Origin of the sequence: Micromonospora sp. WMMA1923 (genome assembly GCF_049179195.1) — a bacterium.
Classification (GTDB): domain Bacteria; phylum Actinomycetota; class Actinomycetes; order Mycobacteriales; family Micromonosporaceae; genus Micromonospora; species Micromonospora yangpuensis.
This window is the reverse complement of the sequence record NZ_JBMHLZ010000001.1, coordinates 1,773,966-1,789,869: the sequence shown is the minus strand read 5'-3', so window position 1 is coordinate 1,789,869 and position 15,904 is coordinate 1,773,966. Positions and strand designations below refer to the sequence as shown.

The window sequence follows — 15,904 nt, the reverse complement described above, 5'->3', positions numbered from 1 at the left end:
CTACGCACCAGAACCGGGTCAGCCCGGTCTACGCACCCCGGCTGTCCGCCCCAGGAGGTCCGCGCCGATGCCGACTGTACGCCACCGGCCGGCGACCCGGTCGGCACCGGTGCGGCGTGTCGGCTCCCCCGCCGACCAGGCAACCCGGCCGGGCAGGGTGGACGTCGACCCGGCAGCCGTGCGGACCGGCGCGGTACGGCCGGCGGGGCGGCTCAGCGGGCCCGGGGGTGGGCGGTGGCGTACACCTCGCGCAGCCGTTCCACGGTGACCAGCGTGTAGACCTGCGTGGTGGTCACCGAGGCGTGCCCGAGCAGTTCCTGCACCACCCGGACGTCGGCGCCGCCGTCGAGCAGGTGGGTGGCGTAGGAGTGGCGCAGGGTGTGCGGCGAGACCGCCCCCGGGCCGTCGACCGGCAGCCCGGCCCGGTCGGCGGCCCGCCGCAGGATGGTCCAGGCACCCTGGCGGGTCAGCGCGCCGCCGCGGGCGTTGACGAAGACCGCCGGGGTGCCCCGGCCGGCGGCGGCCAGCACCGGGCGGGCCCGCACCAGCCAGGCGCGCAGCGCCTCGACCGCGTACCCGCCGATCGGTACCAGCCTGGTCCGGCCTCCCTTGCCGCGCAGCAGCACCGTGCCGGCGGCGACGTCCAGGTCGTCCACGGCGGCGCCGACGGCCTCGGAGATCCGCGCCCCGGTGCCGTACAGGAACTCCAGCAGTGCCCGGTCCCGCAGCGCCAGGGGTGCGCCGTCACCCACCGCGGTCGGTGAGCCGGCGGTCTCCAACAGCCGCACCACCGCGTCGACCGGCAGCGCCCGGGGCAGCCGGCGCGGCGGGGTCGGTGGCCGCACGTCGCGGCTCGGGTCGACGCCGGCCAGGCCCTCGCGCAGCGCGAACCGGTGCAGGCCGCGTACCGCGCTGGCGGCCCGGGCCGCCGACGACGCGGCCAGCGGCGGATGCCCGTCCCCACCGGCGCGCAGCCGGGCCAGGTGCGTCTCGACCTGGCCGGCGCCGACGTCGGCCAGGTCACCGACGCCCGCGTCGGCCAGGGTGCCCAGGTAACGCGCCAGGTCCCGCCGGTACGACGAGAGGGTGTTGGCCGACAGTCCCCGCTCGACGGTCAGGTGGTCCAGGTAGCCGCGCACGGCCCGGCGCAACGCCGGCGTGGGCTCCGGGCGGGTCACCGGTCTGCTCCCCCTGCGGTCAGGCGAGCACGTCGGCCAGGGCGAGCGTGGGCAGACCGTGCGCCTCGGCGACCGGACCGTAGGTGACCTGTCCGTCGTGGGTGTTCAGGCCCGCGGCCAGCGCCGGGTCCCGGCGCAGCGCCTGGCGCCACCCGTGGTTGGCCAGTTCGAGCACGTACGGCAGGGTGACGTTGGTGAGCGCGTACGTGCTGGTGTGCGGCACCGCCCCGGGCATGTTCGCCACGCAGTAGAACAGCGACTGGTGCACCTGGTACGTCGGCTCGTCGTGGGTGGTGGGGCGGGAGTCCTCGAAGCAGCCCCCCTGGTCGATGGAGATGTCGACAAGCACGCTGCCCGGCTTCATCCGGGAGACCAGCTCGTTGCTGATCAGCGTGGGGGCCTTCGCCCCGGGGACCAGGACCGCGCCGATGACCAGGTCGGCGTCGAGCACGGCCCGCTCGACCTCGTAGGCGTTGGAGGCGACCGTCTGCAGGTGCCCCCGGTAGATGGCGTCGGCCTGCCGGAGCCGGGCCACGTTCTTGTCCAGCAGCAGCACCTCGGCCTGCAGGCCGAGCGCGATGGCCGCGGCGTTCATCCCGGACACGCCGGCGCCGATGACCACGGTCTTGGCCGCGTACACCCCGGAGACGCCGCCCATCAGCACGCCCCGGCCGCCGCCCTGACGTTGCAGGTGGTACGCGCCTACCTGCGGGGCGAGCCGACCGGCCACCTCGGACATCGGGGCCAGCAGCGGCAACGACCGGTCGGGCAGCTCGACGGTCTCGTACGCGATGCCGGTGACCTGCCGGCGCACCAGCGCGTCGGTGCACTCCCGGGAGGCGGCCAGGTGCAGGTAGGTGAAGAGCACCTGCCCGGGCCGCATCCGGTGGTACTCCTCGGCGACCGGCTCCTTGACCTTGAGCACCAGCTCCGCCACGTCCCAGACCTCGTCGGCGTGCGGCAGGATCTTGGCACCGGCGGCGGTGAACTCCTCGTCGCCGATGCTGGACCCCGCTCCCGCGCCGGACTCGACGAAGACCTGGTGGCCCGCGCGGGTGAGCTCGTTGACGCCTGCCGGCGTGATCGCCACCCGGTACTCGTGGTTCTTGACCTCGCGGGGGATTCCGACCTTCACGATGTGCACACCTTTCTCGCCGGCCGGGGATCACCCGACTGCGCCGGTGCGCGCCGGCCACGTTGCCGGCGCGGTCCACCGGTCCCGCAGGCGGCAGTCTAGGCCCGCCGCCACTTCAGGGCAGCCAGCAGAGTGACAGCCACTGGCCGGCTGCCCTGACACTGTGTCAGGCCCGGACCGGCCGGCGGTCGAGGCGACCTCAGCCGTCAGGACAGTGTCCGGCCATTATCGTCCGATCACCCACCCCGCGCTGCGGGAGCCCGGCCCGTCGATCACTAATGTGTCGCCTCATGACCACACCTCCGTATCAGCAGTACCCCGGGCAGGTCTCGGACAAGAGCAAGGTCGTCGCGGGCGTCCTCGGCATCCTGCTGGGCACCTTCGGCGCAGGCCGGTTCTACATGGGCGACACCAAGACCGGTGTCCTGCAGCTGGTGGTGAGCCTCGTCACCTGCGGCATCGGCGGCCTCTGGGGCTTCATCGACGGCATTCTGATCCTGGTCAACGGTGGCGTCGACGGGCAGGGCCGCCCGCTGCGGGACTGACCTGCCGGCCCGTCGGTGTGCGGGCCCGCTACGGCGGGCCCGCACACCGACGGGCCCGCACATCGACGGGAAAACCCGGGGCCGAGCGGTCACCCGCACGGCCCCGGCCCGGTACGTCACACACTTCCCTCGTGCCCGTACGTCACGGTCCCCGTACGTCACGATCTCCCAGCCCGGTACGTCATGCACCTCGGGCCCGATGCGTCACACACTCCCCGCGCCCGGTGTGAGCGGGGTACCCCGCTCGACCGGATGCGTTAAGCGGGGGCCCTTCCTTACCCCGGGAGGGGGGCGTCGGGGCGGCGTAGGGCGGACCAGCCGGTGTCCCGGGCCCGCGCGGCGGCCAGCAGGCCGGCCACGCAGGCCGCGTTGGTGATCTCACCGGCCAGCACCATCGACACCGCCTCGTCCAGGTCGAGCCGGACCACCTGCATGTCGGCCTCCTCGTCGTAGCGCTGGTGACGCCGCTCGGCGGGCACCTCGGCGAGGTCGCGGGCGAGGAAGATCCGCACCAGCTCGTTGGAGAAGCCCGGCGAGGTGTTCAGGTCGGCCAGCACGTCGACCGTCGCGGCGGTCAGGTCGACCTCCTCGGCCAGCTCGCGCAGCGCCGCCGCCGGCAGGTCCTCCCCCTCGACGTCGGTCAGCCCGGCCGGCAACTCCCACAGGTGCCGACCGAGCGGGTGCCGGTACTGCCGGACCAGCACCACCTGGCCGGCGTCGTCGAGCGCCACCACGGCGACCGCGCCGACGTGCCGGACCCAGTCCCGGCCCGCCGTGCCCCCGCCGGGCATGGTGACCTCGTCGCTGAGCACGGTGAAGATCCGGCCGGCGTACCGCTCCTGCCGGGAACGCAGCTCGTAGCGGTGCTCGACGGCGCTCACGACGCGGACCCGGCCCGCGCCGGGGCGCTGTCGACGGCGTCGAGGTCCACCGGCAACTGGTCGGCCTCGGAGTAGTCGATGGCGGCCCGGACGAAGGCGGCGAACAGCGGGTGCGGCCGGGTCGGGCGGCTCTTCAGCTCCGGATGCGCCTGGGTGGCCACGAAGAACGGGTGCAGCTCCCGGTCCAGCTCGACGAACTCGACAAGCCGGCCGTCCGGCGAGGTGCCGGAGATCCGCAGCCCGGCGCGGGTCAGCGCCTCCCGGTAGGCGTTGTTCACCTCGTACCGGTGCCGGTGCCGTTCGCTGACCTCGGTGCTGCCGTACGCCTCGGCCACGATCGACCCCTTCGCCAGGGCCGCCGGGTACGCCCCGAGCCGCATCGTGCCGCCCAGGTCGCCCTTGCCGGCGACGATGTCCTCCTGGTCGGCCATGGTGGCGATGACCGGGTGGTGGGCCTGCTCGTCGAACTCCAACGAGTTCGCCCCGTCCAGCTCGGCCCGGTGCCGGGCCACCTCGATCGCCATGCACTGCAACCCGAGGCAGAGCCCGAGCAGCGGGATCCGGTTCTCCCGGGCGTACCGGGCGGTGCCGATCTTGCCCTCGATACCGCGGACGCCGAACCCGCCGGGGATGACGATGCCGTCCACGCCGGCCAGCGCCGACGCCGCCCCGGCCGGGGTGACGCAGTCGTCGCTGGGCACCCAGCGAAGCTTCACCCGGGCCCGGTGGCCGAAGCCGGCGGCCCGGATCGCTTCGCTCACCGACAGGTACGCGTCGGGCAGGTCGACGTACTTGCCGACCACCGCCACCTCGACGGTGTGCCGGGGCTGGTGCACCCGCTCCAGCAGGTCGTCCCAGCGGGTCCAGTCCACGTCCCGGAAGGAGAGCCCGAGCCGGCGCACCACGTAGGCGTCCAGACCCTCCCGGTGCAGCACCTTCGGGATGTCGTAGATGCTGGGGGCGTCCGGGGCGGCCACCACGGCCTCCCGGTCGACGTCGCAGTAGAGCGACAGCTTGTGCTTGAGCTTGTCCGGGATCTCCCGGTCGGAGCGGCACACGATGGCGTCGGGCTGGATACCGATGTTGCGCAGCTGGGCCACCGAGTGCTGGGTGGGCTTGGTCTTCAGCTCCCCCGACGGGGCCAGATACGGCACCAGCGAGACGTGCAGGTAGAAGCAGTTGTCCCGACCCAGGTCGTGACGGACCTGCCGGATCGCCTCCAGGAACGGCAGCGACTCGATGTCGCCGACCGTGCCGCCGACCTCGGTGATCACCACGTCCGGGACCTGCCCGTCGCCGTCCGGGTCGGCCATGCCCAGGATCCGTGCCTTGATCTCGTTGGTGATGTGCGGGATCACCTGGACGGTGTCGCCGAGGTACTCGCCGCGCCGCTCCTTGGCGATCACGTCGGAGTAGATCTGGCCGGTGGTGACGTTCGCCTTGCCGGAGAGGTCCCGGTCGAGGAACCGCTCGTAGTGCCCCACGTCGAGGTCGGTCTCGGCGCCGTCCTCGGTGATGAAGACCTCACCGTGCTGGAACGGGTTCATTGTCCCCGGGTCGACGTTGAGGTACGGGTCGAGTTTCTGCATCACCACCCGCAGCCCGCGGGCGCTGAGCAGATTGCCGAGGCTGGAGGCGGTGAGGCCCTTGCCCAGCGAGGAGGCGACGCCCCCGGTGACGAAGATGTGCCTGGTCGTCCGTGCTGAAGGGGCCAACGCCTGCTCCCGTGTCGTCCGTTGCGGTCGTGCAGACCGCCGTGCCGATCAGTGCCGACCAACCAGCCGGGCCGGCTGCGGTCGGAAACGATCACGCGATCCACGGGATTCCACGCTAACACCATGACCCGGACCACTCGCAGGCCGCACCCGACGTCCCACCCGCCCGTGGCCCGCCGGCCGTGGCCACCCGCCCGTGGCCGGCCGGCTATGGCGGGCTGACCCCGGCGGAGGCACCGGCACCGCGGCCACCCGCGGTAGAAGCACCGGCACCACCGGCACCCGCGGTCGAGGCACCCGCACCGCGGCCACCCGCGGTCGAGGCAACCGCACCACCGTCGGCCCGGCCAGCGGCCGGTACGGCGTCCTGCGGGCGGTCCCCCACCGGCTGGGTACGGTCGGCCGAGTGGTCGAGCACCCGCAGCGCGGCCAGCGCCGCCATCGGCACCACCAGCGCCCCGGCCGCCCCGGCCACGTCCAGCGCGGCCCCGCTCAGTAGCCCGCCGACGAGCGCGGCCACCGCCGTACCGGCCATCGCCCCCCGCATCGCCGGGTAGATCCCGAACAGTCGCTTCAGCCCGCCCCAGGGCTGCAGCAGGGCGAACCACACGAGCAGGGCACCGGCCAGGGCCAGCACGGTCAGCGGACTGTTGGTGAGCGTCTCGACGTTGGCGGTGCTGGACCGGTGCACGGTGAGCCCTCCGGTGCCGTCGCCGAGCGCGGCGAGGAACCGGCCAAGGCTGCCCCGTTCGGTGGCCGGCCGGCGCAGGTCCAGCACGGCGAAGCCGACGGTCACCGCCAGCGCGGCCATGCTCGCCCAGGCCAACCGGCTGACGGTCAGCCAACCGCCGGCGCTGATCGCCGCGGCGACGCTCACCCCGGCGGTCAGCGCGATCGCCCCGATCGAGTCCGATCCCAGGTACGGGCTGCCGACGACCACCACGGCGAGACCACCGACGCTGACCATGACCATCGGCCGCCAGGCCCGCCGGACCCGCTGGGCCAGCCACCCCGCCGTCAGCAGCGACCCGCCGACGAAGATCCCCAGACCGACCGTGCCGAGTCCGGCGTACCGCCCGCCCTGCAGCGCCGAGTACCCGATCACGCCGTTGAGCTGCAACCGCGCTCCGGTGAGCACGTCCGCCCCGACGACCAGGGTGGCCAACGCGGCGACCACGCCGAGCGGACCCAGTGTGGCGGCGTACCCGGGAGCCAGCCGTACCAGGGTGGTCGCGGCGGCCAGCACCGCGGCGGTGACCACGGCGAAGTACCAGCCGGCGTGCTCGCCCCGCCACCACGGCACCAGGTCGGCCAGCAGGGCCGCCGGCAGGGCCAACGCGGCGGCGACCAGCAGCACCTCCACCACCGCCACCACCCGTCGGGGCACCGGTGCCCGCCCCACCCCGGCGTGCCGGCGGGCGCGGCGCAGCAGGGGCAGCACCGCGATCGCGAGCAGCACCTGCACCACCGCGACGACGACGAAGAACCCGTCGGCCACCCGGCGTTGCGCGCCGGCCTCCCGGTCGGCGTCGGCCGGCGCGGTGATGGCGGTGGCCAGGTCCGCCGGCCGGCCCTCGACCGGGGCCGCCGGCTGGCCGATGAACAACCGTTCCGGCATCGGCCGGCCGAGCACCGCCAGCGCCGTCGGTGCCAGGTCGACCAGTTGCAGGTAGCCCTCCCGGCCGGTGCTGGCCGAGGTCAGCCAGCCCCGCTCCCAGCCGGGCCCGTCGGCCACGGCCACGTGCAACCGGGAGGGTTGCTCGGTGTCGGAGATGCCGGCCACCACGACCAGCGACTGCGGCGGTCGGGCGGCGAGCACCCGGGCCAGGTCCGCGTCGGCGGCCCGCACCGCCTCCGCCCGGAGGGTGGGATCCTCCCCGGTGACGGTGCCCAGGTCCACGATGCTGAGCACGCAGGAGCCGAGCAGCTCGGCCGGATCGGCCGGCAACGCCGGGGCGTACCGGTCCACCCGACCGAACGGCCGGGCCGCGGCCACGGCGGCACCCGGTCCCACCGCGACCGAACAGCGCACCGACTCCGACAGCGCTCCCGGCACCGTGCCCCAGGGCAGCCGTTCCTGGTTGTGCAGGACCTGGGCCTCCTGGTCGGGCAGGTTCGCCCCGATGGAGTCGGGTTGTTCCACGGTGACCTGGCCGGGCGGGCAGACCTGCGCCTGCCGGTTACCGGCCCAGGCCGCGAAGTTGCCGGCGCCCAGGGTCAACCAGCCGTCGACCGGGCAGGTCGGCCGGTGCGCGGAGCGGACCGACAGGGAGCCGATCGAACCGTCGCGGGCCATCCGCCACAGCGTGGGGGTGTGCTCCGGGTCGACGTCGTCCCACCGCAGCCCGGCCATGCCGACGAGCACCACGTAGTCGGCGCGCGGCCGGGGGCTGCCCTGCTCCGGGCGGGCGGTGAGCGCGGTCACCCCGAGCGCCACCACGACCAGGGTCAGCAGGACCGGGGCGAGTCGGCGCAGCATCACCGGCGTCCCGTCGAGGCGGTGCCGGCGTCGGGGGCCGCCGGGTGCGGGGCCAGCTCGGCGTAGAGGGCGGCCAACTCGGCCACGGTGTCCCGCTCGGTCGGCCAGGTGGTGGCCCGGGCCGTGCCCCGGGCGGCCAGGTCGGCCCGCAGCGCGGCGTCGTCGAGCAGGCTGCGCACCGCCGCGTCGACCGCGTCGACGTCACCCGGGGCCACCAGCAGCGCGGCGTCGCCGACCAGCTCCGGCAGGCCGCCGACCGAGGTCGCCACCAGCGGTACGCCGGCACGCAGCGCCTCCTGGGCGAAGAGCTGCCGGGCCTCCCAGTCGCTGGTGACCACTGCCAGGTCGGCCCCGGCCAGCAGATCGGCCACGTCGGTGCGGTGACCGAGCAGGGTCACCGGGGCCCGGGCGGCGGAGATCCGGGCGGCCAGCGACAGGTAGGCCGGTCCGCTGCCGGCGATCACCACCACCGGCGGTGGGGTGCGGGTACGCCAGCGGGCGGCGGCGTCGACCAGCACGTCGTACCGCTTCTGCGGGTGCAGCCGGCCGACGGAGAGCACCAGCGGCTGGTCACCGACGACGCCGAACTCGGCGCGTACGGCGGCCCGACGCCGCCGGGCGGAGGAGAGCGTCGGCGCGGCCACCGGCGCGAGCCGGGCATCGGCCGCGCCCAGCGCCGCGGCCCGCTCGACCAGGTCGGCGGAGGCGCCCAGGGCGACCCGTGCCGACCGGGCCACCAGCCGCTCGGCCAGCCGGGACAGGCCACCGCGCACCCCGCCGGCGAGGACCGCGTTGTGCCAGGTGACCACCAGTGGCGCGGCCGGTCGGGCCAGGACGGCGACCAGGCCGGCCCGCAGCCCGTGGGCGTGCACGACGTCGACGGGTGCGGCACCCAGCGCCCGCCGCAGCGCGGCGACGGCGCGGGCGTCGGCGGGGGTGGGGCTGGCCGGGATCTCCACCGCCTCGAAGCGCGCGCCGACACCGGTGAAGTCGAACTGGTCCTGGGTGGCCGACGGGCCGCAGACCAGCACGCTCGCGCCGGCGGCGACCAGACCCCGGGCCACCGACCGGACGTGCTGTCCCACCCCGCCGGTGCTGGAGGCGAGCAGCAGGACCACTCGGCCGGGCCACCGGGGAGCCGACGAGGCGTCGGTCATCGGGACACCGTCTCCTTCCCGTCACCCCGCTGGAGGGGGTGTGTCGTCCTCGGGCACCGCGTCAGTACGGTCGCGGGTGTCCCGCCCACCGACCCGCCGGAGCACTGCGGCGACCCGCCGGAGCACGCCGGCCAGCAACGGTTGCACGTCCCGCCGGTCGGTCGCCAGGGTCACGATCAGAAACACCACACCGACCACGATCCCGGACAGCATGCCCTGACCGAGTGCGGTGAATGTCGTCGGGGTGCCGTCGCCCCGCCCGGCCAGCCACTGCGCCACCCCGACGCCACCGGCGGCGGCGAGCACGCCGGCGAGCAGACCCGACGCCCCGGCCCGGCCGACCCCGGCCAGCGCCTGCCGTCCGGCGGTCCGCCGGACGGCGCCGAGCAGCAGCGCGCCGAGCAGCAGCATGCCCGCCGAGTTGGCCACCGTCACGGCCAGCACCCGGTCGGCGCTGGGCAGCAGCGCGGCCAACGGCAGCGCCGCCACCGGGACGACCAGCCAACCGGCGGTGATCGCCAGCGTGGCGGGCCGGGTGTCCCCCCGGGCGTACAGGGCGCGGGAGAGCACCGCGAACACACCGTAACCGAGCAGGCCCGGGGCGTACCCGATGATCGCCTCGGCGGTGGAGGTCGGGTCGGCCGGGTAGAAGATCCGCGCCACCGGGCCGGCGGTGCCCACCAGCGCGGCCGCGCCGAGACCGCTGAACAGCAGCACCCCCCGGGTGGTCGAGGCCAGGGTCCGCCGGTAGCCGGCCTCGTCGCCGGTGGTCGCGGCGGCGGCCAGGCTCGGGTACGCGGCCACCGCCAGCGGCACCGCGAGCACCGCCCAGGGCAGCAGGTAGATGGTCTGGGCCAGGTTGAACACCTGGGGTGAGCCGGTGGGGCCGCCGGCGACCCGGTTCAGCACGACCAGCAGGGCGAGCTGCTGGGCGGTGACGGTGACCGCGCCGGCCACCGCCAGCCCGCCGATCCGGGCCCGCGCGTCGACCGGGAAGCCGTACCCGGCCCGGGGACGTACGGCCAGCCGGCGCAGCGGGATCAGCAGCGACAACGACAGCACCACCACACCGAGGGTGGTGCCGACGGAGAGGACCAGCTCACCGCCGACGCCCACCTCGGCCACCGACGCCCCACGCCCCTGGGTGACGCCGAAGACCGCGTAGACGACGATCACGGTGAGGCTGGACAGCAACGGCGCCAGCACCGGCCAGGCGAACCGGCGGTGCGCCTGGAGCACCCCGGTCAGCACGATGCCGATGCCGTAGAGCGGCAGCTGCGGGGCGAACACCCGCAGCATCCGGGCCCCGGCGGCACGTTCGGCGGCGGACGGGTCGGCACCGATCAGCGCGATGATCGGGTCGGCGAGAAGCGCCACCAGCACCGCCAGCGGCACCAGCAGGGTGACCGTCCAGGTGAGCAGGGCGCCGGTGGTGGCCGCCACCGCCCGCCGGTCGCCGTTGGCCACCGCACCGGCCAGCAGCGGCACCACCAGGCTCGCCAACGCCCCACCGGCGACGATCTCGAAGATGATGTTCGGCACCGTGTTGGCGATCACGTACATGCCGCCGAGGTCGCTCTTCTGCACCACCCAGGTGAAGACGGCGGTACGGCCGAAACCGGCCAGCCGGGCGGCCACGGTGAGCACGGCGATGAGGGCGGCGGCCCCGGCCAGCCGGCCGGCGCCGGCCAGCGGGGCCGGTGTCGTCACGTCAGTCGGATCGGCGGCCCAGCTCGTCCAGCTCGCGCAGGACGGGCGTGCCCTGGATGACCTTGGTGAAGCTGACCTTCTCACTGGCGGCGGTGAGGCCGGCGAGCACGGTGAGCGCGACCGCCCGGCCGAGCGGTCCGGTCCGGGCGGCCAACCCGACCCCGAGCAGCGCGCCGAGGGCGTTGGCACCGCTGTCGCCGAGCATCACCTCCTCGTCGAGGTCGGCGGCGAGCAGCCCGGCCGCGGCACCGACGGCGCCGGCGGCGATCCCGCCGTGGCGGCCACCGGTCAGCGGCGTACCGATCAGCAGGCCGGACTTGATCGCCCGGCCGGGTCGCAGGTCGAGCAGGTTTACCAGGTTCGCGGTGCCGGCGACCACGCCGGCGCCGAGCAGCACGTCGGCGGCGTGCCCGAGCGGCCCCTGCCGCTGCCGGCGCCGGTGCGCCCGCACCTGCGGGTCGGCGGCGAGCAGGGCGGCGGCGCCGAGCCCGGCCGCCCCCACTCCGATGATCTTGACCAGGCCGGCGGTGACCCGTCCCTGCCGCAGCGCGGCCAGGTGCCCGGCGAATCCCTTGGCGGACTTCTGCTCCGGGCGGGCGCCCACCACGTCGTCGTAGAGCCCGACCGCGCCGGCGCCCACCCCGGCCAGCAGGGCGGCCGAGCCGGCGGCGGCGCTGGGCGCGCCGAGCGCCCCGGCACCGGCGGCACCGACCGCGAGCGCCGGCCCGGCGGCCAGGGTCACCGTCCGGCCGCGGAAGTTGGTCCGCTCCAGCGCCGGCCCGACCGGTGCGGTACGGACCTCCCGCAGCAGGTACCGGGCGGCGGCGGCACCGGCGCCGGCGACCAGCAGACGTCCCAGCAGGCTCACGGGGTCACTCCCGTCACGAGGCGGCGGACTGCGGACCGGACGGCGCGGCGTTGGCTCACTGGGGCAGTTTAGGCATCCTGGCGGCGGCGTTGTCGCCCACGCCGTACTGCCCGGCCTTCTTCTCGGTCAACTGCTGCACCAATGCCAGGGCGGTGACCAGCTGCCCCTGCGGCGTGTTGGCGTTGTCGACGGTGGAGATGGTCTGCGACAGCACCGGATCGCCCCGGACGATGGAGACCACGTTGCCGCCGGCCGACCCGTTGCCGCCGACGACGATGGCGCCGGTCCGGTCGAACTGCTCGACGATCTTCACCACCGACTCGTCCTTCTTGCCGAAGTCCTTGTCCACGTACGGCTGCCCGCTGACCACCACGACCGCCTCGGCCGGCCCGGTCACGTCCTGCTCGGTGGCGACGTACCCGGCGTTGACGTACGCGGCCAGCACCGCCCGCCGGTCGGCGTCGGTGACCGGCGGGGTGCCCTCGGGGCGGTCCAGCAGGACACTGGCCAGCATCGCGCTGGAGGTCTCCACCCCGTGCCCGTTGCCGGGCAGGCCGGTGGCGGGGGCGGTGGGCCGGGCGGCGGTGTTCGCCAGCTCCATCAGGTTGCTGTTGTTCTCCGGCTCGATGAGCTTGTCCTGCAGGTCGACCCGGCCGGTCAGGTTGGCCCCGGCCAGCCGCAGACTCTGCAGCACCCCGTCGGTGTGGTCCCGCCCGGAGGGCAGGCTGAGCACCACCACCCGCCGGTCGGCGAGCTGCCCCGGCAGGAAGACCTGGGCCATGTCGGTGGCGAACTCCTCCTCCTGCTCCAGTTCCTTCTGCATGTTCTGCACCGACTGGCGCAGCTGCTGGTTGTCCTTGCTCAGCGCGTTGACCCGCTCCTTGATCGAGTCGACCACCGGGCCGTTGAGGGCGGCCGTGCCCACCACCAGGCCGATCGCCAGCGCCAGGAACACCGCGGTCAGGGACACCACGTGGTAACGAAAGTTGATCACGCTTGCAGCCTCTATCGGGTCGGGAGCTAGAAGAGCTGGCCGAGCTGGAACACGAAATTGTCCCACCATTCGGAGGCCACGCCCAAATACGCCTGACCGACGGTGGAGACCGCCACCGCGGAGGCCATCGCGGCCAACGCCGCGAGGACCAGCAGAAGCAGCGAGGAGCCGGAGATGCTCTGCCGGTAGAGCCGGCTGACCCCCTTGGCGTCGACCAGCTTGCCGCCGACCTTCAGCCGGGTCAGGAACGTCGAGGCCATTCCGCCGCGCCCCTTGTCCAGGAACTCGACCAGGGTGGCGTGGGTGCCGACGGCCACCAGCAACGACGCGCCCTTCTCGTCGGCCAGCAGCATCGCCAGGTCCTCGCTGGTCGCCGCGGCCGGGAAGGTGATCGCCGACACACCGAGGCTGTTCACCCGGGCCAACCCGGGCGCCCGGCCATCCGGGTACGCGTGCACGATCACCTCGGCGCCGCAGCGCAACACGTCGTCGGTGACCGAGTCCATGTCCCCGATGATCATGTCCGGGGTGTAACCCGCCTCGACCAGCGCGTCCGCCCCACCGTCGACGCCGATCAGCACCGGCTTGTACTCCCGGATGTACGGGCGCAGCACGTCCAGGTCGGCCTTGTAGTCGTACCCGCGCACCACGATCAGACAGTGCCGACCCTGGACCTGGGTCTGGATCTCCGGCACCCCGACCCCGTCGAGCAGCAGGTCACGCTCCTGCCGCAGGTAGTCCATGGTGTTGGCGGCGAAGGCCTCCAACTGGACCGACAGTCCCTCCCGGGCGTCGGCCATCGCCTTGGCCACCGACTCGGCGTCCTGCAGACTGCCGTGCGCGACCGGCTCGTCACCGATGAAGACCGTGTTGCCCTCGATCCGGACCAGGTCGCCCTCGTGGATCCGTTCGAAGACCCCCTCACCCAGGTCGTCCAGGAGCGGGATGCCGGCCGCGACCAGCACCTGCGGGCCGAGGTTGGGATAGCGGCCGGAGACCGACGGCTTGGCGTTGAGCACCGCACCGACACCGACGGCCACCAGCGAGTCGGCGGCGACCCGGTCCAGGTCGACGTGGTCGATGACCGCGATGTCACCGGGGCGCAACCGCCCGGCCAGTCGTTTGGTCCGGCGGTCCAGGCGGGCGGTGCCGATGACCCGGCCCGGTTCCGCATTCCGGGTCCGGCGCAACGTGGGAAGACGCATCCTGACCATCCTGGCATGTGAGGCAGGCAAATCTGACGCGACATGCCTTAGCAGGGCCGCCTACCCAGGGAAGCACACCGGGGCCGCCGCCGGTGTGCTTGCGCTCACAAACCCGGTCAGGAACGGCGCTCCCGGGTCGCCACCGCCAGCAACTCCTCGGCGTGGGCGATACCCAGATCCGAGTCCGGCAGGCCGGCGAGCATCCGGGCCAGCTCACGGGCCCGCGCGGTGTCCTCCACCACCCGCACCCCGCTGGTGGTCACCGCCCCACCGGTGTCCTTGGCCACCACCAGATGCCGGTCGGCGAAGGCGGCCACCTGCGGCAGGTGGGTCACCACCAGCACCTGGTGACTACGGGCCAACCGGGCCAGCCGACGGCCGATCTCCACCGCCGCCTGACCGCCGACCCCGGCGTCCACCTCGTCGAAGACCAGCGTGGGCGGCCCACCGGAACCGGCGAAGACCACCTCGATGGCGAGCATCACCCGGGACAGCTCACCACCGGAGGCACCCCGCTGCAGGGGCAACGCCGGCGCCCCCGGGTGGGCCAGCAACCGCAGCTCCACCTCGTCGCCGCCGTCCGGACCCACCCCCACCTCGGCGCCGTTCACCGACAGCGTCGGCTCGCTGCGGCCCACCGGCCGGGGCAGCACCGCCACCTCGATCCGGGCGTGCGGCATGGCCAGCCCGGCCAGCTCCACGGTGACCTGCTCGGCGAACCGACCCGCGGCCTCCCGACGCGACGTCGAGGCCCGCCCGGCCAACTCGGCGACCTCGGCGGCCGACCGGGCCGCCTCCCGCTCCAGCTCGTCGAAGAGCTCGTCGGAGGTGTCCAGCTCGGACAGCCGGGCCCGGGCCCGTTCGGCCCACGCCACCACCCCGTCGACGTCGTCGGCGTACTTGCGGGTCAACGCCCGCAGCGCCGCCCGCCGCTCGTGGATCACCTGCAACCGGGCCGGATCGGCGTCCAGCACCGCCAGATAGGCCGACAACTCGGCGGAGACGTCCCCGACCAGGGTCGCCGCCTCCTCCAGCCGCGCCGCCAGGTCACCCAGGGACGCGTCCGTGCCGGCCTGCGCCTCCAGCGTCCGCCGGGCGGTGCCCAGCAACGCGGTGGCGTCCGGGGTCTCGTCGGCCGGCTCCCCCGCCCCGGCGACACACTGGTACGCCAGCTGCGCCGCCGTCCGCAGCCCCTCGGCGTGCTCCAGCCGCCGCGCCTCCGCCTTCAGCTCGTCGTCCTCACCCGGCTGCGGATCGACCCGGGTGATCTCGTCCAGCCCGAGCCGCAGCAGGTCCGCCTCCTGGTGCCGCGCCCGGGCGTTACGCCGCCGGTCGGCCAGGTCGTCGACCACCCGCCGCCACCCGGTGTACGCCTCCCGCAGCGCCTCCAGCAGCTTCTCGTGCTCCGGACCGGCGAACCGGTCCAGCGCGGCCCGCTGCTCGGCCGGCCGCAGCAGGCGCAGCTGGTCGGACTGGCCGTGCACGGCCACCACCTGCTCGCCCACCTCACCGAGCATCGCCACCGGCATGCTCCGGCCCCCCAGGTACGCCCGGGACCGACCCTCCACGGTGACCGTACGGCTCAGCAGCAGCGCCCCGTCGTCGTCCGGTTCACCACCGGCGTCACTGATCCGGGCGTGCACCCCGTCGGCCACCCGGCCGCGCAGCCGCAGCCGCCCCTCCACCACCGCCTTGCCCGGCTGGGCCCGGACCCGACCGGCGTCGGCCCGACCGCCGAAGAGCAGCCCGAGACCGGTCACCACCATCGTCTTGCCGGCACCGGTCTCACCGGTGATGACGTTCATCCCGTCGGCCAGGGGCAGCGTGGTGTCCTCGATGACGCCCAGTCCGGTGATCCGCAGCTCTTCCAGCACAGCACCCGACAGTAGACGCGGTGCCCGACAGTTGACCAGCCGGCACGACGCACACCACCGGCGCGCCGTCGGTCGCCGACGGGCCGCACCGCTGGTCAGCGCGGCGACGGGCGGTCAGCCCGACCGGCGCGGACCGGTGCGCCGCCGGCCGGACTCAGCGGAC

At 74.4% G+C, this 15,904-nt stretch carries 11 protein-coding genes and 1 pseudogene; 1 reads left to right on the top strand and 11 read right to left on the bottom strand.

Features of this window, described 5'->3' with window-relative positions; all coding sequences use genetic code 11:
• Positions 1-212 precede the first annotated feature (212 nt).
• Both ACN28G_RS08145 and ald read right to left on the bottom strand, forming a co-directional pair.
• Complete coding sequence (locus ACN28G_RS08145) at positions 213-1,178, bottom strand: site-specific tyrosine recombinase XerD (protein WP_091436749.1); 966 nt, start codon at positions 1,176-1,178, stop codon at positions 213-215.
• A gap of 19 nt (positions 1,179-1,197) precedes the next feature.
• Positions 1,198-2,313 (bottom strand): alanine dehydrogenase, encoded by a 1,116-nt coding sequence (gene ald / locus ACN28G_RS08140; protein ID WP_091446322.1) that lies wholly within the window; start codon positions 2,311-2,313, stop codon positions 1,198-1,200.
• A 224-nt stretch (positions 2,314-2,537) separates the two neighbouring features.
• Between ald and ACN28G_RS08135 the strand changes: the two genes are divergently transcribed.
• Complete coding sequence (locus ACN28G_RS08135) at positions 2,538-2,858, top strand: TM2 domain-containing protein (protein ID WP_308472696.1); 321 nt, start codon at positions 2,538-2,540, stop codon at positions 2,856-2,858.
• Positions 2,859-3,133: 275 nt separating this feature from the next.
• Here ACN28G_RS08135 and ACN28G_RS08130 read toward each other — a convergent pair whose 3' ends face one another.
• The 9 genes and pseudogenes from ACN28G_RS08130 to recN all read right to left on the bottom strand — a co-directional run bounded on the left by ACN28G_RS08130 (position 3,134) and on the right by recN (position 15,741).
• Entirely contained in the window at positions 3,134-3,739 is a 606-nt protein-coding gene (locus tag ACN28G_RS08130; protein ID WP_091436745.1) for an NUDIX domain-containing protein, read from the bottom strand.
• A complete protein-coding gene (locus ACN28G_RS08125) occupies positions 3,736-5,454 on the bottom strand; it encodes a CTP synthase (protein WP_091436743.1) in 1,719 nt (572 codons plus the stop codon). Before ACN28G_RS08125 ends, ACN28G_RS08130 begins: the two co-directional genes overlap by 4 nt.
• 208 nt (positions 5,455-5,662) lie before the next feature.
• Positions 5,663-7,933, bottom strand: a complete 2,271-nt coding sequence (locus ACN28G_RS08120) for a hypothetical protein (RefSeq protein WP_421478808.1) — start codon at positions 7,931-7,933, stop codon at positions 5,663-5,665.
• Positions 7,933-9,090 (bottom strand): glycosyltransferase family 4 protein, encoded by a 1,158-nt coding sequence (locus tag ACN28G_RS08115; RefSeq protein WP_091436741.1) that lies wholly within the window; start codon positions 9,088-9,090, stop codon positions 7,933-7,935. The genes ACN28G_RS08120 and ACN28G_RS08115 overlap by 1 nt, the downstream gene beginning before the upstream one ends.
• Positions 9,087-10,800 (bottom strand): annotated as a pseudogene (murJ, locus tag ACN28G_RS08110) (murein biosynthesis integral membrane protein MurJ). The gene ACN28G_RS08115 and the pseudogene murJ overlap by 4 nt, the downstream one beginning before the upstream one ends.
• Position 10,801: 1 nt before the next feature.
• Complete coding sequence (locus tag ACN28G_RS08105; RefSeq protein WP_091436736.1) at positions 10,802-11,668, bottom strand: hypothetical protein; 867 nt, start codon at positions 11,666-11,668, stop codon at positions 10,802-10,804.
• 55 nt (positions 11,669-11,723) lie between these two features.
• Complete coding sequence (locus ACN28G_RS08100; protein ID WP_091436733.1) at positions 11,724-12,662, bottom strand: copper transporter; 939 nt, start codon at positions 12,660-12,662, stop codon at positions 11,724-11,726.
• A 26-nt stretch (positions 12,663-12,688) separates the two neighbouring features.
• Complete coding sequence (gene steA / locus ACN28G_RS08095; protein WP_091436731.1) at positions 12,689-13,867, bottom strand: putative cytokinetic ring protein SteA; 1,179 nt, start codon at positions 13,865-13,867, stop codon at positions 12,689-12,691.
• Positions 13,868-13,983: 116 nt separating this feature from the next.
• Complete coding sequence (recN, locus tag ACN28G_RS08090) at positions 13,984-15,741, bottom strand: DNA repair protein RecN (RefSeq protein WP_091436728.1); 1,758 nt, start codon at positions 15,739-15,741, stop codon at positions 13,984-13,986.
• Between the last annotated feature and the right edge of the window lie 163 nt (positions 15,742-15,904).